General features: G+C 41.0%; 5 protein-coding genes and 1 tRNA gene. All 6 read left to right on the top strand.

Annotation, left to right across the window (positions count from 1 at the left end):
• Nucleotides 1-2: 2 nt before the first annotated feature.
• The 6 genes from ABJQ32_03315 (at nt 3) to ABJQ32_03290 (ending at nt 23447) form a co-directional block, all read left to right on the top strand.
• Nucleotides 3-851, top strand: coding sequence for a universal stress protein (locus tag ABJQ32_03315; GenBank protein ID MEP5288649.1), 849 nt, complete (start codon nt 3-5; stop codon nt 849-851).
• Nucleotides 852-854: 3 nt separating this feature from the next.
• A complete protein-coding gene (locus tag ABJQ32_03310; protein ID MEP5288648.1) occupies nt 855-4019 on the top strand; it encodes a caspase family protein in 3165 nt (1054 codons plus the stop codon).
• A gap of 115 nt (nt 4020-4134) precedes the next feature.
• Complete coding sequence (locus ABJQ32_03305) at nt 4135-6195, top strand: M13 family metallopeptidase (protein MEP5288647.1); 2061 nt, start codon at nt 4135-4137, stop codon at nt 6193-6195.
• A gap of 108 nt (nt 6196-6303) precedes the next feature.
• Nucleotides 6304-6528 (top strand): hypothetical protein, encoded by a 225-nt coding sequence (locus ABJQ32_03300; GenBank protein MEP5288646.1) that lies wholly within the window; start codon nt 6304-6306, stop codon nt 6526-6528.
• 121 nt (nt 6529-6649) lie between these two features.
• Nucleotides 6650-6721 (top strand) — tRNA-Glu (locus ABJQ32_03295).
• 334 nt (nt 6722-7055) lie between these two features.
• Nucleotides 7056-23447: a PKD domain-containing protein gene (locus ABJQ32_03290; protein ID MEP5288645.1), complete on the top strand. Its 16392-nt coding sequence runs from the start codon at nt 7056-7058 to the stop codon at nt 23445-23447.
• Nucleotides 23448-23458: the final 11 nt, after the last annotated feature.

Here is a 23458-nt window from a genome sequence, read left to right as displayed (position 1 = left end):
AAATGAAAAGAATATTAGTTCCTTACGATTTTTCAAAAGTTTCAGAACATGCACTTGATTTCGCATGTCAGATAGCAGATAAAGCAGATAGTGATATTATGCTGCTTAATGTGATAGAGCACCCGACTGCTGATTCTTTCAAGACACTCGGAATACAAAATATGGATCCAATGGAGCAACTCTATATCAAGAAGATGTATGAGGTTGTTCAAGATAAATTGGCTGATGTCATATCAAATGCAAAATATACTGACGAGCGAATTTCTACTAAGATTCAGCTAGGTAATCCATTTAATACAATCATAGATCAAATCTTACAAGAAAAGGTAAGTCTACTTGTAGTTGGTACTGAAGGAGCGGATGGCTTAAACGAATTTTTCGCAGGATCTAATGCTGAAAAGATTGTTAGGAAAGCATCTTGCCCGGTAATAACTATTCAGGATAAGTGCGAGATTGAGCCTATTGAAAAAATCGTATTTGCATCAGATTTCCAACATACAGACGATCATTTTATTGGTCAACTATTAGATGTTCAGCGAAAGTTTGAAGCTCAATTAAATATTGTGAAAATCAATACTCCTGCTAGTTTCACATCTACACGGCATGACATGCAGCAGATGGAAGAATTTGCTAAGAAATATGCTATTGAAAATTACACCATTGAAATCTATAACTACAAGAATGAGGAAGATGGTATAGTAATGTATGCGGAGGATATTGGTGCTGATATGATTGCGTTAGGAACTCATCAGAGGAAAGGTGTTGGACATTTTTTGGCTGGGAGTATTGCAGAAGATGTAGTTAATCATTCGAAATTCCCTGTTTGGACAGCACATTTAAATGACGATTAAACAGTGAAATCAACTCTTACTTTTATAGCATTTTTTCTGAGCCTCTGTTTTACAGAGGCTCAATCATTTAAGGCAGTGATTCAAAAAGGTCATGGTGAAGCTATTAAAACAGCTCGTTACAGCCCTGATGGAAACTATATTGTTACAGCAAGTAGAGACAAATCAGCCAAAATTTGGGATGCTAATAGCGGTATGGAAATCCGAAGTTTTCTTGGTCACGATCATACCGTCAATGAGATTTCCTTGAATGGAAATATGCTCGCGACAAGTAGTGCTGACGGTACTGCGGCAGTTTGGGATTTGATGACTGGCGAAATGCGTTGGCAGAGTAAGAAGATGAAAAAATATGTAACGTCTGTAGCATTTAGTTCAGATGGAAATTACTTGGCGGTGGGAAGCTATGCCGATTCTGTAGAAATATATACAGTTAAGGACTTCTCGCTGTTCCAGAAGATCCGAACAAACCCTGATCAAGGATTAGGGTATGGAGTTAATCTATCATTTAGTTCGGATAGCAAGTATTTTGTCATTGGTGAAGATCAAAGAACCGCTAAAGTATATTCAGTTGATAACTGGTCACTTATATATGAATTCAAACCGAAGGAAGGATACTGTGGAGGATGTGGGACTCTACCTGCATTTAGCGAAGATGGAAAATACTTACTGAAAAATTCAAACGGTACATCACTAGTAAAATATGACTTGAATACTGGAGAATCTATTTCAGAGTACGGATTAAACTTCAAAGACATAGCGGCAACAGATTTTCAATATTCTGGCAAGCACTATTTAGCGGCAACAGAAGACTCTATCTTTCTTTTTTCAAACAAAACAGATGTACTAATCTCCAAGTGGAAAATAGAAGGTGAAGTAAATGATGCCACTTTCCACCCCTCAGAGGATGAGATTTTGGTATCCGTTGATAAAGTAGCAATAGTTACAGATTTTTCAGGAGATGAAATTCGACGATATGATGGTATCTTAAACAAGTCAAGCACTGGATTGGATTATGACTTGGGTAGCTATTGGGAACATTACATTGCCAAGTGGGTGAAGTATAAATCATCAAGAAAACTGGATAAAAAAAGTGTGTTTATTGGTAAGACAGGAAACAAAGCAAGAAAATGGAATGTAAAAAACGCTTCCATAGCAATGGAATATATAGGTCATGAAAAAGGCGTTTTGTGTTTTGAAAGGATTGATGAAAAACTAATAGCAACAGGTGGTGGAGATGGCTTGATTATTATATGGGATGAGAGTACTGGGGAAATTAAGAAAAAGATAGAAGCACACCGTGAACCTATTTTTGATCTTAAACTAAGCAATAGTGGGACACTCCTGGCAAGTGTTTCCTGGGATGGTGTTATTAGCCTTTGGAACACTCAAACATGGGAGAGATACAGCTACATCTATAATGAAGGAGCGTCTACTTATACATGTGAGTTTACAGCAAATGATGATTACCTGGTGGTTGGTATGCTTGATAAAACACTCAAGCTATGGGAAATAGAGACGAAAAGGTTTGTGAAAGAGTTTGTAGGTCATACCGAAAATGTAACTTCAATTAAGATCTATGATGATGAAATTCTATCTGCAAGCTGGGATGGAACCGTCATACTTTGGGATCTGTATAGTGGCCTCATTAAGAAACGAATCTATGCTGAAAAATCAGTGTTTGCAGCTCATAAAATCAAGAATGAAATATTTGCTGGTGGTGCTGATAGAGAGATTTCTATTTGGGATTTGAAATCAGGTCAAAAGAAATCTGCGCTAGAAGGACACAGCGCGGAAATCAATGGGTTGGAGGTTTCTGATAACCTTCTGATGTCTTCTGATGTGGATGGTGTTACTAAATTTTGGGACCTGGAGAAAAAGGAAGAGCTATTTGAGCATATTCAGATCGGCAAAAATGATTGGATGGTAAAAACACCTGATGGCTACTTTGATGCTACAGATGCTGCTATTTCTAATATCCATTTTGTTAAAGAGTTGGAAGTACTTGGTGCAGATCAGTTGATGGATGAATTCTATGTCCCGGGATTAGTAGAGAATATTTTTAGTTCCGAAACTGCAGGCAAGAAATCGATGGGAAAGGTTATTAATCAGTCTCCACCACCGGTATTAAAGCTTTCGGGATTGGCTCAAAAGGAAGTTGCCAAGCTATACTTAAAAGCAGAAGATACTGGAGGAGGTATTGAAGATGTGAAGCTTTTTCACAATGGAAAAAGGGTTGCTCTCGAGCCTCAAATTCAAAAAGTAAGATCGGATAACAATGCCAAAATATATTCAATTGAATACCCCTTAGTAGCTGGTCACAATGAATTTACAGTATCTGCTTCCTCAAGCTCTAACCTTGAATCTAACAAAGCGAGTGTTAGTTTATTCTCAGATTCAAAAATACCAGGTAGTACCTGCCACATACTTGCTGTAGGAATCAATGAATATCAGAATAAGTCGTTGAATTTGAACTACGCAAAAAAGGATGCTTTCTCATTTGCAGCCCAGATGGAAAAGCAAGGAGATGCTATTTACTCTAACATGGTTCTTCATCAAATTTATGATAGAGAGGCTACCAAAGAGAATATTCTTTCCAAAGTCAATGAATTGAAAAATGAAATTTCAGTGAATGATGTTTTCGTTTTTTATTATGCCGGGCACGGTAGTATGGTGGACGGTAAGTTCTATTTAGTTTCCTCCAATGCTAACAGGCTTTATGACAGTGATAAGATAGGTGACTATGGTATCGAGGCAAAAATTTTGCAGCAGGCGATGCTTGAAATCAAAGCTCTTAAGCAGCTGATAATAATGGATGCATGTCAGTCTGGAGGTTCAGTTGAAGTTTTAGCTCAGCGTGGTGCTCCAGAAGAAAAAGCCATAGCACAGTTATCTAGAAGCTCAGGTATTCATGTAATGGCTGCCGCGGGAAGTGAACAATATGCTACTGAGTTTGAATCCCTTGGCCATGGTTTATTTACTTATGCCCTCTTAAAAGGGCTTTCAGGAGATGCAGACGGTGCACCTAAAGATGGAAAAGTGACGATCTATGAATTAAAGGGGTATCTTGATGACCAAGTGCCTGAGCTAAGTATAACGCACAAAGGAAGCCCCCAATACCCTCATACATTTTCTAGAGGACAAGACTTTCCAATAGTCATAGTAAGGGATTAGCAGCTCATTACCTGATTTTGAGCTTTTATCCTATTATGCGCCCTTTTATCTCAGAAGGCTATGGATAGGATACGTGTTTGCATATTTTTAAAGATTCAAACCAATCAACAAGAAAATGCGAAATTCAATCTTAACCCTGCTATCTGCCTCACTATTGGTAGCATGTACTGCGCCGAGTGAGGATACTAAAGCAAAAGAAATGCCTCCTGGCCTTGATATGGCTATGATGGGAGAGGGCGTTGATCCCAAAGAAGACTTTTATCGCTTTGCCAATGGAAACTGGATGGATAAAACAGAAATTCCAGCTGATGAAGGACGTTGGGGAGGCTTTCCAGAGCTTCGAGAAAAGAATGATAATATCATGCTTGACATCATGGATCAGGCAGCTCAAAACCCTGAATATAAGAATGGAAGTGATGAAAAGAAGGCAGTTCAATTCTTTGCGGTAGGTATGGATTCAACGCTGGCTGAGCGTGTAGGAACCAAGCCGCTATCGGCATGGATGAAGAAAATTAGAGCTATAGATAGTAATGATGATTTGCAGTCTTTAATAGCAGAAATGCACCGTTCTGGGTATGGCTCATTTCATGGGGTTGCAGCATTCGCAAACTTGATGGATAGCAAGATAAACTCACTTTATATTACAGCTGGAGGGCTAGGTCTTCCAAACAGAGACTACTACACGAAGGAAGATGCTAAGTCGAAAGAGATAAGAGAGAAATATGTGGCTCATGTTGCTAGAATGATGGACTTAGGAGGAGTAAATGGTGATACTGAGGCAATGGCTAGTGATGTAATGGAAATTGAAAATCGATTGGCTCTAGCTTCATTGACCCCAATTGAGGCGCGAAATATCCCAGCTCTATACAATCCTATGGGAGTGGATGGACTGCAAGAATTGTCTCCAGCAATTAACTGGGAACAATACCTAGCTTCTACAGGGATTGATCTGAATAGAGTGGACACATTGATCGTGACACAACCTAAGTTTATGAAAGAAGTGGCTGCTACCTTCAATGAGGTATCGTTGGATAAAATTCAGAGTTACTTAACGTGGAATGTGCTGAATCAAGCTGCTAATTTCTTAAACAATGATATGGTACAAGCCAATTTTGATTTCTACGGGAAAACCATTCGTGGTACTGAGCAAATGCGACCTAGAGAAGAACGTGTACTTAATTCAACGAATGGAGTAATTGGTGAAGCAATAGGTAAAGTGTACGTCGCGGAAACATTCCCTCCAGAAGCAAAAAGAAGTGCCGAAGAGATGGTTGGGAATCTGATGAAAGCTTTCGATCAGCGAATCAAAGAACTCCCGTGGATGTCTGAAGAGTCTAAGGAGCAAGCATTGAAAAAGTTAAATAGTTTGACTGTGAAAATCGGTTACCCAGACGAATGGAAGAGTTATGCTGATTTGAAAGTGGAAAGCAGTGGTGAAACTTATAGCTACTTCGGGAATATGGAAAATGCCTGGAAATGGCAATTTGATGAAAACATCAAAAAGATAGGGGAGCCGGTAGATAAGAAAGAATGGGGAATGAACCCTCAAACTGTGAATGCTTATTTTAATCCATTGAATAACGAAATAGTTTTTCCAGCAGCTATTCTTCAGCCTCCATTCTATAACTATACAGCAGATGCTGCAGTCAATTACGGAGGAATGGGGGCTGTGATTGGACATGAAATTTCTCATGGATTTGATGATCAGGGTAGTCGATTTGATTGGGAAGGAAATATGGTAAACTGGTGGACCGAGGAAGATCGAGAAAACTTCAATTCAAGAACGGATAAGCTAGTTGCTCAGTTTGATGCATACGAAGCTCTAGATAGTGTAAATGTTCAAGGAAAACTTACGCTTGGTGAGAATATTGGAGATCTAGGCGGTCTGAATGCGGCATACGATGCGCTACAGATTTATCTAAAGGAAAATGGAGACCCAGGTCTAATAGATGGTTTTACACCAGAACAACGTCTGTTTATTTCTTGGGCTACTATCTGGAGAACAAAATATAGAGATGAAACACTGAGAACTCAAGTACTTACAGATCCTCACTCTCCAGGTATGTTCAGAGCTATTGGTCCCTTGACCAATATGGAGACATTTTACGCTGCATTCGATATTAAAGAAGGTGACGAACTTTGGAGATCTGAAGACGAGCGTGTTAAAATCTGGTAGTTCAAACCTAATAATTCGAAAAAAGATCACCTTTAGTGATCTTTTTTCGTTTACACTGTAATAAATCCAACGTGTTAGGTACTAATAGAATAAATAATGAAGAGAGTCATGAAAGATCTAAAAAAAATAAAGACTTTAAGAACACTATTGGTAGTACTTGGATTTGCAGTATGTAGCCTTATTATGATTGAAAGTATCAATCAAAAAAGCCATGGTTTAGCTACAACTCGTGACTCATATGACTCTTTGAAAAACACAGTAAAGACCCATAGAAATTTGATAGCTAACACCTATTTAATAGGAATCACACTGTTTAAAGAGACGGTAGATTGATTAAATCAACAGAATTAATCTGGCAAAATAAATGAGCGAAGAAAAAATCTTCGCTTTTTTTATTTCTCTTCTTTGCAAAAGAGTGGTGAGATTCTATATTTGCACTCCCAAAACAAACAATGGTCCGTTCGTCTAGGGGTTAGGACGCCAGGTTTTCATCCTGGTAACAGGGGTTCGATTCCCCTACGGACTACAAGTTTAAGCCTCATACATGTCGTATGAGGCTTTTTTTATGATTTAGGTTTTCTGAATTTCTTGATCAAGAAATTCAAATTATTCTATAAAAATCACTTAATGAAGAAGAATATTTTATTCTTAAAAGGAATAGCAGAAACTTAAATATGTTAATGATCGAATAGGTAAAATTTAAAATTACGTGATTCACGTAGAGTATTCCAGTTACCGTTTTGGATATTGCTTAAACGCTGGAAACATTCTACTCGCCGAGTGATTTCAGTTAACCAACGAATATACAGAACATAGAAGTTAAAGAACTTCTATTGTTGTTACCTGAAGAGATACTACCTATGAAGAAATCATTACTCACATGCATACTGGCATTTTTGCTAGTATTTTTTGGATTTAGTCAATCTGCAGATTTTACCACAAGTCTTGCAGGAAACCCAACACCAAATCTCAATTGCGGAGGAACTGTGGTTGGTTTTACAATAGATGACTTAACAGGAATTACTTCCTATGACTGGGATTTCGGAAATGGCACCCCAAATGCTTTTGGTGATATTCCCACAGATTCTCCAGATGGTAGTACTGCTTCTACTTACATCACACCCGGAGATTATACGGTCACACTAACCATAAATGGTTCTATTTTAACTTCTCAGGTAATCACAATAGCAGCTAAGCCAGAACCTGAATTTACTGTTGATCAGACAGAGGCTTGTCTGGAATCAGGAATGGTTGATTTTTCTTTTACATATACTGGTTCAGTTCCAACAGGTGGAGTAGCAATAGACACATGGATTTGGAACTTCGGCGATGGTACTGGAGATCTAATGTTAACGGCTGGAGGAGGATCAGATGGAGATGTAACACACACATATACTGCTAATGGTACTTATGATATTTTTCTTCAGGTAATCGATGTAAACGGTTGTACACAAAATTATTTTGAAATTCAAGCGGTAACTGTTCATGCAGAACCTACTGCAGCCTTTTCCTTTACACCTCCTACAATTTGTGATTTCCCTATATCTATTGATTTTACTGATGCTTCAACTGTTGCAGATAACAGCATTGCTTTTTGGGAATGGGAAGCTGTAGAGCAAAGTGCACCGGGAGTTGTGGTAGCTTCTAGTACGTTACAGAATCCTACACTGGTGTTTTCAGCAGCTGGAACCTATGACGTCATGCTTACAGTAACGACTTCTCCTGGAGCATGTGAAGATGTAATTACCCAAACAATCAGCCTGGAGGATAATACCACCTCATTCACGCAAGATGTGACCAGCTTATGTGCTGTGTCAGAAGCTGTCTCATTTACAAATATTTCAATTGATGGAAACGGAGGATTGCCTGCTGTTTTTGCATGGGACTTTGGAGATGGAAATACAAGCACGCTCGAAGATCCAACGCATATATACACAGATCCAGCTGGCGGAACATATGATGTTTCATTAACCGTGACATTTAGCAACGGTTGTGAAGAGACCGAATTAGTTCCAAACGCAGTAATGGTATTTCCAATATTAGAAACTGTAATAACAGCCGATCAAGCAAACAGCTGTCAGGATTATGAGGTTACGTTTACTGGAACACCAGGAGCGACACTTTATGAATGGGATTTTTTAAACGATGGAGGGTTTGATGAGTCTGGTACATCAAATACCGCTTCATTTACCTATGCTGGTGAAGGAACCTACACCGCCTTGTTGAGGACTACTACAGCAGATGGCTGTCTTGAAACAGCGACAACAACTGTGGAAATAGCTTTCCCCGTTCCAGATTTTGTAGTGACTACAGGAGAAGAAGGATGTATAGGAGTACTGGCGGAGTTTGATGCATCTACTTCCACCAATAGCTTTCCAACAGGAAATGCGGCTATTACCAATTATGCCTGGAATTTTGGCGATGGAAATACTTCCCCCACCAATGCAACATCTACAGTAAGTCATAATTATACGGCAGTTGGGATCTATGATGTAATTCTTACGATCACCACTGCGGATGGATGTACTGCTACAACTACAGTTCTAGAAGCAGTGGAAAGGGGAGATATGCCTACGGCAATTATCACTGCAGACCCAGATGAGTGTGTGGAAACCACTACTACGTTTATAAATGCCTCTACCGATGGAGGAACACCCATTGATAGTGTGATTTGGTCGGTAGATGGAGCTGCCGAATACCAAGGCACGCCTCAAGATTTTAGCCGATCTTTTGACCTTCCTGCTATGTATACGGTGACACTAGAAGTGTTTAGTAGAGGCTGCTCGAGTGGAGAAACAGACCATATCATTACTGTTTTAGAGCCTCATGCGGAGTTTACTTCTGATGCCGGAGGAGATGCTTTCTTATGTTCTGATCCTACTGGGACTGCATACAATTTTGATGCGACAGGGAGCACTGGAGTAGAACAATATCGATGGAATTTTGGAGATGGAAACATTGAGCCATCAGGTGGTGGATTTACTACAGGCGCAGATCCATCAACATTACATACTTATGCTGCAGTTGGAGATTATACGGTAGTACTGACAGTAAACAATACGACAACAGGTTGTACGGATACTTTTTCACAAACCGTCAATATCTCTACTGGCGCAGTAGACTTTACTGCTGACGATGGAATTGAATCTTTGGGACAACAAGCTTGCCTTAATCAAGACATTATTTTTACCAATAACTCAAATACCAATACCTCTGGAGGGATAACTTATAATTGGAACTTTGGTTCTGGAGCAACTCCTGCTACAACCTCTGTAACTACAACCGCTTCTCAAACGGTTGCCTATTCAACACCGGGCTTGAAAACCATCACACTAACATTGGTTGAAGCGAATGGTTGTGAAAGAACGCTGACAAGAACAGATTATCTGGATGTTAAGGGACCAATACCAACTTTTGACATAGCTGATGCTATACAGTGTATTGCACCTTCTTCACCTACTACATTTACTTCCACTAGTGATGCAAGTACTGCTGCGATTGTTACTAATGACAATACAAATGTGAGTTATGTTTGGGATTTTGGAACAGGCGCGTCACCTGCTACAGCCAATGTAGCTAATGAAAATCCAATCGATGTTACGTATTCTACTTCTGGTACTAAAACGGTAACACTTACTGTTACAGATGATGAAGGATGTTCGGTAACTACAGTCAATACAGTGGATGTGCAAGTCCCAGACATTGTAGCAGATTTTAATGTGACAACTGTAACTTCATTTTGTTCAAGTGAAACCATCACATTTACAGATAACTCTACTGCAGATGTTGGCACAATTGCTTCTTATGCGTGGGACTTTGGTGCCAATGCGTCTCCCGCAACAGCGATCGGTGCTGGTCCTCACAATGTTACCTATGGTGCTAATGCGTCAGCTCCAAATAGTGATACAAAAACGGTTTCAATGACCTTAACGACTAGCGATGATTGTACGGGGATGTATTCTGAGACGGTTGAGATATATGAACCAAACTCTTCTTTCATTGTACCTACAGGTCTGGGGTGTGCACCTACACTCGCAAGCTTCACCAATAGCTCGGTAGATGCAGTTTCTTATGTATGGAATTTTGGTGATGGAAATACTTCGACTGAAGAAAACCCTTCCCATCGATACTTATTTCCTGGAGAATATGATGTTTCATTAACAACAACCAGCGCAGGCGGTTGTGAGACAACAACTGTTCAAACAGCTTCAGCAAGTGTAGATGGTCCTTATTTTGATACGTTTGAATATGCTCCTGATACTGCTTGTTTAGCAAGTCCTGGTGATCCAGAAGTAACATTCACGATTACAGGATTGGTAGATACCAAAGTGGCTGCTATGGACTATGGTGATGGGAATGTAGATCAAGTGGTTTTCCCCGATGTATTGAATCCTACAGATCCATTGACATTTACTCATACATATACTGTAACAGGAACATTTGTCCCCGTACTCACTTTAACAGATGATGTGACCCAAGTAGGATCATGTGGTTCATTTCAATACAAAAAACTAGACGGAGATGGTATTCCGGTTCCAATTGTTATCAGTGAAAAACCGACTCCTACATTTTCTTTTGAAACTTTAACTGGGAATGGGTGTGAGGATGTGGAAGTTCAGTTTACGGATGATACGCAGGCTGATGGAGGGTTGAATGATAATAGATTTCCAATAACTAACTATATGTGGGATTTTGGCGATGGATCTCCAATTATGGATGGATTTTTCCCCAACCCAACGCATACATTTACTACTCAAGGAAACTATACCGTTTCAATGACTATCACCACGGAGGTTGGGTGTGAGGAGACCACCACGATCATGGTTGAAATACTTCAAGCACTTACCGATAATACAGTAGGAGGTTCACAGACTATTTGTGCGGGTGATACGCCTACTCTTGATGGAGATGGCACAGCAGGTACATTATCAGGTGGAGATAGTGGATACACTTTTCTTTGGGAGCAAAGTTTCGATAATACGAATTTTAGTGATGCCCCTGGTACCAACAATCAAGAAGACTACACAGTTGTTGCAACTAGTCCTTCAGCTCAGACAACAACCTACTATAGAAGAGTAGTGAATTCAGGATCTTGCTTGAATGAAAGTGCCGTCTTTACTGTAATTACAGATCCTGCAAGTGATGGAGGTACAGTAGTGGGAACTGCTACAGAATGCTTTGGAGATAACAGCGGTACATTATCAGTTTCTGGTGTAGTTGGAAGCATCCAGGAGTGGCAATCAGATGACAATGCCGGCTTCAGTTCACCAACTATTATTGCAAACACTAGTAATACGGAATCATACTCAAACCTAACAGAAACCACTTTCTACAGAGTAAGAGTAGTTAGTGGTGTCTGCACAGAAGCTTTCTCCAATACGGTGACAATCACGGTGCTGGCGCAAATTGCTAACAATACCATCTCAGGTGCAGCAACTGTTTGTTCGGACGATGATCCAGCTCAAATTACAGGAACAGTACCTACAGGCGGAGGCGGTAGTTTTATATATCAATGGCAATCCAGTACAACAAGCGGAATTACTGGGTTTTCTGATATTGCGTCCGTCAGCCAAAGCTTCGATCCGCCTATTCTCTCAGAAACTACCTGGTACAGAAGAGTGGCAACTTCTGGGAATAGCTGTGAAGAAACATCTAATGCAGTTGAAATTAATGTAACTGACAATCCAGTTACAACAAACACACCAACTTTTGATGCAACCAGATGTGATGATGATGATCTAACAATAACAGTTCCCAATTCCGAAAATGGATACCTCTACGAAGTGTTGGATACAGACAATGCGAATGCTGTTGTGGCTTCAGGAAATGGAGATGGCAACAGCATAGATTTAGTAGTTGATGAAACTGATTTGCCGGATAATGTAGGAACTACCGGATCAGAGACGTTCAATTTTCAGGTAAGAGTAACAAATGATCAAACTGCTGGAGGCGGAACAACTTGCGTGGAACTCTATGGAGCACAAGCTGCAACAATTGATGCGATTCCTGACCTCACACTGACAGTGGATAATGACGGAGATGTATGTAATGGAGATGCCTGGACTATTACGATCGAAAACGCTCAAGCAGGAAATAGGTATCGTCTAGAAGATACCGGTAATGGTAATGCTTTAATTGATCAATCCACTCCAGGAGTAACGGGTGATTTGACTTTAACGGCTACAGCAGGGGAGCTTCCAAATTCAGGGACATTTAGCTTTAGAATACGAGTAAGATCAGATAATTCAAATAATTCATGTAACAAGACTTTGACAAATGGCACAGGTGCAATCACAGTAATTCCAACACCAGATATCGGCCTCACTGTGAGCGATCCATTTGTCTGCGAGGAAGACCTAGATACTTTTGCAAGTGTTATTGTAGAAGATTCTGAATCCAACGTGAGCTATCAATTAAGAGATGGTACCACGAATGTAGGCGCTGCTGTGCCAGGTACTGGTAGCGACATCACATTAACGATTCCAACAGGAACCTTAACCACGACAACCTACAATGTATTGGCAACTTCTACTTTATTAGATGGAAGTGGATCTTCTTGTAGCGGAGTACAATTAACAGACAATGCTGAATTAACAGTGATTGCAACACCGAATATTTCGTATACGGTGAGCGACCCTACGGTATGCGAAGAAGACCTTCCGGCAATCATTAATGTTTCTGACTCTGAAGCTAATACGACATACAGGTTGAAAACGGGTGGAGCTACAGGTACCACCGTTCAGACAAGATCAGGGACAGGAAGTGCGATATCTTTTAATCCATCTCCTTCTAGCACAACTACTTACACAATAACGGCACAGTCTACATTGAATAGTAGTGCATGTAGTGAATTTGCTCTAACAGATGTTTCCACAGTTACAATTATCGAGACACCAGATAATAGTGCCACGCTTGTTGTCAACGATTTTGAATATTGCGAAGAAGATGCTGGTTCTACTCCTGATTTAGTATTTACCGTAACAAACACAGAATCAGGTTATAATTATGTGTTAGTAGATGGCTCAGACGCAGATGTTGAAACACTTGCAGGAACGGGAGGAAACATTTCATATACGGGGATAACAGCTCCAACAAGCTCTGAAACCTATACCGTAGAAGTAACTCCGATTGCTACCGGGGACGCAGGAGCTTGTAATACTCTAACATTGGTAGACGCAGGAGTTATTACCGTAGCACCTATACCAACGTTTAATGCATCCTTACCTGTAGATGATCCAACTATTTGTATTGGTGATAATGCTACAATTACAGTTCAAAACTCAGAAACGGGGATTGAATATCAACTGAGATTAAATAGTAATGACTCTGATGTAGGAAGTCCTGTTTCAGGTACAGGTGGAGATATTACATTTACGGTTAATCCGACCATAAATACGGTATATAATATTTTAGCGGCAGCTACCTCTGTAGCAGGATGCCAGGAAAGGGAATTGATTGATTTGGCTAATGTCTCAGTGATTCCTCAACCAACTACTTCGCTGACAATAACGCAAGACGAAATAACTACTTGCAGTAGTGAGGCAGTGACAATCACATTAGAGAGTACTGAAAATAACGTTTCTTATCAGCTTAGAGATGATAATGGAAATGTAAATATTGGTGGTGAAGTATTTACAGGGAATGGAGCAAATCAAACGTTTACCGTTTCTCCCATAGCCACAACTACATACAATGTTCTTGCACAATCAACACTAACAGATAGCGATGGAGCTAGTTGTGATGCGATAGAAATGTCAACCTTGGTTACAGTAACCGTGGAAGGGCCAATTACTATCGATACGAATGTTTCTGACCAAACCATCTGTAGCGATGCTTCTATTGTTCAGTTTATTCCAGAGATCTCAAATCCTGGTTCTGGAACATTAAACTTCCAATGGCAAGAAGATGCAGGAGGTGGTTTTTCAAATCTATCTGATAATGCCACATACAGTGGTAGTAGCTCGGAAATTCTGACCATTTTCAACCCAGTAGGCTTAGTTGGGAATCAATATCAATTGATAGTAACAACAACCGAGTGTAGTGCTGTAATGACTAATGCGGGTGAGATTTTACTTGAAAATACACCAAACACAGGAGGACTAGCTGTAAGTCTTGGAAATATTTGTGAAGGATCAGACAATACGGCAACTATTAGTGGTTCACTTTCTGATGGTACTTATGTCTTTACTTACAGTATAAGTGGAGCTAATAGTGTTTCCAACGCAACTGCCACTGCAATGACAGTTGGCGGAGATGGTACATTCACAATTCCAACGGCGAGTATACCAAATGATGGATCAAATGTCTTTGTTATTTCTGAAGTAGCGTTTAATAGCGGTGCAGGATGTGAGGTAACTAGTCTTTCTGTTTCTGACAATTTTGACGTAGAGCCTAATCCAGATGTGACAGGCTTAGGAATAACGATTGGTAATACATGCCAATCAGATGACGCAACTGTAAATATTACGGGAGCTTTAATTGATGGGAATTACCAATTTACTTACGATCTATCAGCTCCAAATGCGGTGACTGGTCTTACTGCTGCGGCTTCATTGACCAATGGGGACGGTACAGGTTCGTTTACAATTGCGGGTACTGATCTTCCTGTTTCCGGAGCAACTACTGTCACGATCACAGACATACTATTTACAAGTGGACAAATGTGTTCAGTTGGTAGTTTAACCACCTCTAATTCTTTTACAGTAGAAGCTGACCCAGTAACGACTGGCCTTGCAGTAAGTCTAGGAGATATTTGCCTTGGAGATGACGCAACAGCAAGTGTGTCTGGCTCGCTCGCTGATGGCACATACACAGTGACCTATAACATTTCTGGAGCAAACATCGCAAGTGGATTGACTGCTTCAATAACAACCGCTGGAGGTGATGATGACTTTACGGTATCAGCTGGGAATCTTCCCAACACCGGGTCGACAACAGTTAGCATTACAGAAATAGCCAATACAACTGGCCAGCTATGCGAGGTAGAAGGATTGAGTGTTGCTGATGCATTTACAATAGAAAATAACCCAATATCCACAGGACTAGGAGTTTCCATTTCAGATGTTTGCGAAAGTAACGGAGTGACAGCCAATGTCACTAGTAATTTGATTGATGGATCTTATCAATTTACATATAATTTGAGTGGAGCTAATACCGCGACAGGTCTTACTGCTAATTCTACTATTTCTTCTGGAGATGGAAATACTTCTTTTTCAGTTTCTGCTGGGAATCTGGCCAATACAGGAACCACTACATTAGCAATCACTTCTGTAGCATTCACCACGGGACAATTGTGTAGTACCAATCTTACGGCAGCTGGCAGTTTTGAAGTAGAGCCAGACCCTTTGACAGCTAGCCTTGTTGTGTCAATTGCAGACGTTTGTTCAGGAGAGGACGCTACTGCTGCGATTAGTGGAAACTTGCTAGATGGTTCATACGAAATCACCTATGGATTGGCAGGAGCTAACGGAGGTATTGGATTCACTGCTACGACCATACTTTCCAATGGAGATGGAACGGGCTCATTTATAGTAGATGGTGCCAATCTATCCTCCGATGGGACAACTATTCTGACTATTGAAACTGTGGCTTATACTACGGGTCAGCAATGTAGTGTGTCTGGGCTCTCAGTCGACGGCACATTCGAAGTAGAAGCTGTTCCAAATACTACTACATTAGGGATTACGTCGGGAGATGTATGTGAGGATAATGCGGCTACTGTAAGTGTTACAGGTTCATTAGTTGATGGAACATACATCTTTACCTATGACCTTAGTGGAGCAAACAATGCTTCAGATGTGACATCCACAGCAGTCTTGTCTAGTGGAGATGGAACAGGGTCCTTTACAATACTTGGAACAGATTTACCTAATGATGGCAATACCACCATTACCGTTACAGATGTGAATATTCCATCTGGTTCCACATGTTCCACAACGAGTTTGCCTGCTACTTCCACCTCTTTCAATGTAGAGCCGGATCCAATTACAGCGGGGATGACCGTGACCATTGGAGATGTATGTGTGGATGAATCAACAACCGCCTCAGTAACAAGTAACCTATTAAATGGATCATATTTGGTAACATACAACTTAAGTGGTGCAAATACAGCGACTGGACTAACTCACAATGAAACATTGACGACCAGTGACGGTAACTTTGACATTACTGTCCCTAGTGGCAATCTTGGGAACGTTGGTACTACAACACTAGCTGTTACCTCTGTTGCTTACACTACTGGTCAACTCTGTGAGATGACTGGTTTGACGGTGAACAATACTTTCGAGGTAGAGCCACTTCCTGTTACAACTACGCTGAACTTGAATATAGGAGACATTTGTCCTGGTGAGGATGCAATGGTGAATCTTACCGGTTCCTTAGCAACAGGAAGCTACATAATCGAATATGATCTTTCAGGTAGCAATACAGCCGCAAGCCTGACAACTTCGGCTGTATCTATAACTGGAGGGATTGGAAGTTTTGAAATTGATAATATCAATCTTTCAAATACTGGAAACACAACGATAACGATTACAGATGTGACATATACCACTGGTCAGATGTGTACCCAAGGAGGATTAAGTGCGGCTAGTAGTTTTATCATTGAAACTACCCCAGTGACAACAGGGCTGGCTGTAAGCATAGGTGATATTTGTTTAGGTGAAAATGCAACTGCAAGCATTTCTGGAAATCTGATTGACGGCAGCTATGAGTTTACATATAATTTAAGTGGCAGCAATTCTGCCAGTGGGCTCACAGCTACTGGTACCTTCAGTAGTGGAGATGGAACAGGTTCGTTTACTGTCCCTTCGGCCAATCTTGGTTCTAATGGAAACACCAATGTGATAATCACAGGCGTGTCATTCACAACAGGGCAAATGTGTAGTGCTGAAAGCCTGTTGGTCATCAATAACTTTGATATAGAAGAGCTTCCTGATGTTTCAACGCTTAATCTGGTAGTAAATGATGTGTGCGATGGCAATGATGCTACGGTAAATATCACCAGCACATTAGCGAACGGTTCATATCAATTTACTTATGACCTCTCAGCACCAAATGCAGCAACTGGCTTAACAGCTACGAGTGCATTAAGTGATGGCGATGGAAGTGGATCATTCACTATCCCAACAGCCAACATTTCTAACACTGGTACAACAACTGTTACCATTACTGATGTACAGTTCACTATGGGGCAAAGTTGTGACGTAACCGGATTGACATCAAACGCTGCATTTGATGTAGAAGCATTGCCTGATGTAGGAACTTTCGCTGTGGCAAGTGCAGGAAATGTTTGTCAGAATGAAAATGGGATTATTGATATCACTAGTGGTCTAGCTGATGGTGGTTACATTATAACATTCGATTTATCAGGAGCTAACACCGCTACGGATCTTACGGCAACTACCACATTAAGTGCAGGAGATGGATCAGGTACATTCACAATTCCATCAGCGAGTATTCCAAATGATGGAAACACAACAGTCACGGTGACTGAAGTGAATGTAAATGGAGGTCAAAACTGTCCTACTACTGGAGGTGTTAGTACAAATACTGTACTTACAATAGAACCCCTGCCAATCACAACTGGGCTGGCATTTACAATTCAAAATACATGTCCCGGTGATGATGCTACCGTAAGCCTGACAGGAGGTTTGATTGATGGAGCATATCAGTTCACCTATGATTTATCTGGCTCAAATACGTCAACAGGATTAGCCGCTACCAGCACTTTAAGTACGGGAGACGGTACAGGAACTTTCACAATCCCATCTGCGAGTCTTGGATCAACTGGAACTACAACGGTTACAATCACAGACATAGATTTTACAACAGGACAGGGATGTGCAGCTGCAGGACTAAGTGTTGCAAATTCCTTTGATGTGGAAGTTGCGCCCAATGCGGCAGGGCTGACAGTTTCAATTGGAAATATTTGTGAGAATGCAGATGCTACTGCTTCTTTAACTGGTGCACTCATTGATGGTGATTACCAATTCACATATGACCTTTCCGCACCAAATGCTGCAATAGGTTTAACAGCATCAGCAATACTTTCCAACGGAGATGGAACAGGATCATTTATGATTCCAACCGCAAATCTTGGATCAACTGGGAATACGACGATTACGATTACAGATGTAGCGTTTACAACAGGCGAAAACTGCACAGTTGGAAGCCTTTCGGTGACCGATAACTTCGATGTAGAAGCTAACCCTAACGTTAATTTGTTAGCGATCTCATTGGCAGATATCTGTGAAGGAGACAATGGAACAGCTGCAATTACTGGAAACTTAACTGACGGAGCTTACCAAATAACTTATAGCCTAAGTGGGCAAAATGTAGTGACGGGCTTAACAGCCAACACAACTTTATCAAGTGGAGATGGAACAGGCTCATTCACAGTTCCTTCAGCTAATATTCCTAGCACAGGAACAACAACAGTTACAATTACAGAAATTCAATTCACAACAGGTGAATCATGTATAGTCAATGGACTAAGCGTTTCAAACTCGCTAGCCATTGAAGTAAATCCACTGACAACAGGAATGACAGTTGCTGTTGGTAATGAGTGCAATGGAGATGATGCAACCGCTAATATTGTGAGTAATCTGATCAACGGATCTTACTTGTTTACTTACGATTTGACAGGAACTAACACTGCCACTGGTTTGACAGCTACAGCTTCCGTATCAGGAGGAGATGGAAATACGAGTTTTACAATTCCAACGGCGAGCATTTCCAACGATGGGACAACCAATATCACGATCACATCAGTGGCTTTTACCACGGGGCAGCTTTGCGATGTTACTGGATTAACAATTACAAATAGTTTTGATGTGGAAGACAATCCACTAACGACTGGACTTGCTATCTCATTTGCAGATATCTGTGGAGGTGATGATGCGACAGCTCAAGTCACTGGAATGTTAGTTGATGGTTCCTATCAGTTTACCTACAACTTGAGCGGCGCAAATACTGCAACAGGACTGACCTCTACTGGTACAATAACTGGTGGAAGTGGAGCGGGTTCTTTCGCAGTTTCAGGAACTGACCTCTCAACAACCGGAACTTCTACCATCACCATAACAGATGTTGCATTTACTGACGGACAAGGTTGTGACGTTAGCGGTCTTGCAGTAGCCGGAAATGTAACGATAGAAAACAATCCAAATATTAATTCACTTGCAGCTTCAGTACAGAATATCTGTCCAACAGAAAATGCAACAGTAATCCTTTCAGGAAATTTGGTTGATGGAGCATACCAGTTTACTTATGATCTTTCTGGTGCTAATGCATCGACTGGAAATACCGCTACCACCACATTGTCGGCTGGTGATGGGACTGGATCTTTCACGATTCCAAGTGCTAGTCTGACTAATGCTGGAAGTATGGTAGTAACGATCACTGCTGTACAATTCACCACTGGTCAAGCATGCAGTGCCAGCGGACTATCATTGGTAGAAAATTTTGAAATAGAAGTATTGCCAGTAACAGCAGGGCTAGGAGTTACCATTCAGAATTCTTGCCTGAACATGGATGCAATCGCAAGCCTTTCAGGAAACTTGGTTGACGGCAATTATATCATCACGTACAACCTTACCGGAGTAAATACTGCAGCAGGACTTACTTCATCGGCCACTTTGAGCAGTGGTGATGGTACAGGAACTTTCAATATTGCAACTGCAGATCTTTCCGCATCGGGAGCGACTACTGTGGAAATAACAGGCGTGGCTTATGCCACAGGACAAGGTTGTGATGTTACTGGAATTTCCGTATCAGACGGATTCAATGTAGAAGCGAATCCAAATGTAACAGGACTAGCAATTTCAGTTGCTGATGTATGCGATGGTTCTGATGCCATCGTGAATGTTACAGGAACATTAGCTAATGGAAACTATCAGTTTACCTACAATGTAAGCGGAGCAAATGCGGCAACTAGTCAGACAGCAACGGCAACACTCTCAAGTGGCGATGGCAGTGGATCATTCACGATACCAAATGCTGTAATTACTAACACAGGAAATGTGACAGTGGTCGTTACGGAAGTGTCGTTTACCACTGGTGAAAATTGTGATGCTTCCGGATTATCTGTATCCACCAATTTTGATATTGAAGTGAACCCTGATATTGTTGGTCTAGCTGCGTCTATAAGTGACATTTGCTTAGGGTCGGATGAAACTGTGACCATAAGTGGTAGCTTGATTGACGGAAATTACCAATTTACATACGATATCACTGGTGATAATGCGGCTACAGGATTGACCGCCATTGGAATATTTGCCAATGGAGATGGTACAGGTTCATTTGATATTCCAGCAGCAAATCTGACTTCAACCGGGACATCATCAATAGAGATTACAGCTGTCGAGTTTACCAATGGTCAATCGTGTAGCGCGACAGGCCTAAGTGTGACATCAGGGAATTTCAATATTGGTGAGAATGCTGATGTAAGCACATTGGACTTCACAGTAACGTCTCCAATTTGTAGTGGGACGGCCAGTACACTGACTGTGACAGGCCTTGCGGCTAGTACTGATTTTATTATTGGATATGATAATAACGGGACGCCTGCCTCTCAAAATATAACTACGGATGGATCAGGCAATGCAGTTTTGAACACGGCTAATCTGACTGCTGATGGAACATATACAATTACCTCCATTCAACTAGGTGGACTAGCTACAGCTTGCCCGGTTACAGTTTCACTTGCAGCTAAAATGGTAGATGTAGGGTGCTCACCTACAAGTGCTGATGCCACTGTAAGCGTAAATGAAGATCAAACATTGACATTCCAAAATTCAGACTTTGCATTTGCAGATCCAGATGGAGATAGTTTCGAGGCAATCATATTGACTTCATTACCTGCGAATGGAATACTCTACTACAATGGAGTAATAGTTACAATCAACGATATAACCACCGCAAGTGAGTTTCCAGATCCTAGTTTATTTACATTCATTCCGGAAGAAGATGCAAATGGTATAGCCTATTCCGCATTTTCTTTCAGAGTTAAAGATGACTCTGGTGATGCAGACACAGATCAAAGTATTGATTACACCATAACTATAGATGTAAATCCAATTCAAGATGAACCAGATGTCTCTGATGTATTGGTAAGTGTAGATGAAGATGATGTCTTGACATTCGATCCTACTGACTTTACTTCTCAATACTTGGACGCTGAGGGAACTCCACTATCAACTATTAGGATAGAAGACTTACCAAATAATGGGACACTATACTTCAATGGTGTGCCAGTAGTTGCAGGACAAGAAATTGACGCTGCAGATATTGGGTTGCTTACGTTCGAACCAGACGAAAATTACAATGGAAGCGTAAACTTCGAGTGGAGTGGATCAGATGGAACTGACTATTCCACCACTCCAGCAAGTGTTGTCATCACTGTTAATCCAACAAATGATGTACCGATAGCTGAAGATGATGATAACATTGCAAGTGAAGCTGTTCCAGCCGTAGGAAATGTACTGGATAATGATACCGATATTGATGGTGATGACCTTACAGTTACTCTTGTTCCAGGTACAGGGCCTTCTGAAGGAACATTAACACTTAATTCAGATGGTACTTATACCTACGTGCCTGACGGTGGATTTAACGGAATTGACTCATTCCAATATGAAGTTTGTGACAATGGAACACCTCAGCTCTGTACTCAAGCTACTGTGACTATATCCGTCCAAAATACTGGTTTAGACTCAGATGGAGATGGCATTCCAGACAATGTTGAGGTTGGAGATGATCCTGGCAATCCGATTGATTCAGATGGTGATGGGACACCTGATTATTTAGACTTAGATTCTGATAACGACGGTATTGCAGACGAAGCTGAAGCGGGAGATGATCCTAACAATCCTGTTGATACAGATGGCGATGGTACTCCAGATTATTTAGATACAGATTCTGATAATGATGGGGTAGATGATTGGGAAGAGAGTGGAAGCGGGGTAGAACCTAGCGGAATGGATTCAGATGGAGATGGCATAGATGATGCGTTTGAAGTCTCTTTAGGAGGACCCGGGCTAAATACCAACCCTAAAGATTCAGATGGAGATGGTATAGATGATTATCGAGATACGGATGATGATGGAGATGGAATTCCTACTGAAGATGAAGATTTAGATGGAGATGGAGATCCTGCCAATGATGATACAGATGGAGATGGAATTCCAAACTATTTAGATATGGATGATGACGGTGATGGAGTATCCACGGAAGATGAGGACATTAACAATGATGGAGATCCAACGGATGATGATAGCGACGGTGACGGAATACCAGATTATTTGGATGATGATGATGATGGAGATGGAGTGCCGACAATAGATGAGGATATCGATGGCGATGGCGACCCAACGAATGATGATACGGATGGTGATGGTATACCTAATTACCTAGATGAAGATAGCGATGGCGATGGTATTCCAGATTCAGAAGAAGATCTCGATGGCGATGGAGATCCAACGAATGACGATAGTGATGGCGATGGTATTCCAAACTACTTAGATATGGATGATGATAATGATGGAGTACCAACTGCAGAAGAAGACTTGGATGGTGATGGTGATCCTACTAACGATGATACAGATGGAGATGGAATACCAAATTATTTAGATACAGATGATGACGGTGATGGAGTACCTACTACAGAGGAAGATCTCGATGGTGACGGTGATCCTACCAATGATGATACGGACGGAGATGGAACTCCAGACTACCTGGATACTGATGATGATGGAGATGGTGTATCTACAGAAGATGAAGATATCGATGAGGACGGAGATCCAACGAATGATGATAGTGACGGAGATGGAACACCAGATTATTTAGACGATTCCTTGGATGAAGATGGTGATGGAAAGCCAGATGAGTTAGAAGGCACGGGGGATTGTGATAATGATGGTATTCCGAACTTCCTGGATCCAGATGACGCCTGCCAAGAAGTCCCTGTTGAAATTCCTAATGTCTTTACACCAAATGGTGATGGAGTCAACGATATTTTCATGATAGAAGGTATTGAAGACTATCCTAACAATATTGTGAAAATATTCAATAGGTGGGGTAATCCAGTCTTTGAAATCGAAGGCTACAATAACAGAGATAGAGCTTGGGAAAGTGATACAAACACGGGCCTTGTGCTAGGTGATAAGTTTGTTCCAGACGGCACTTATTTCTATGTGATCGATTTGGGAGATGGTAGCAAACCAGTCTCGGGTTTTGTTGTAATCAACCGCTAAAAGAAAAGAAT

Source organism: Marinobacter alexandrii (assembly GCA_039984955.1).
Classification (GTDB): domain Bacteria; phylum Bacteroidota; class Bacteroidia; order Cytophagales; family Cyclobacteriaceae; genus Ekhidna.
Note: the sequence above shows the minus strand (reverse complement) of the source record. Positions and strands in the feature narration are given on the sequence as shown.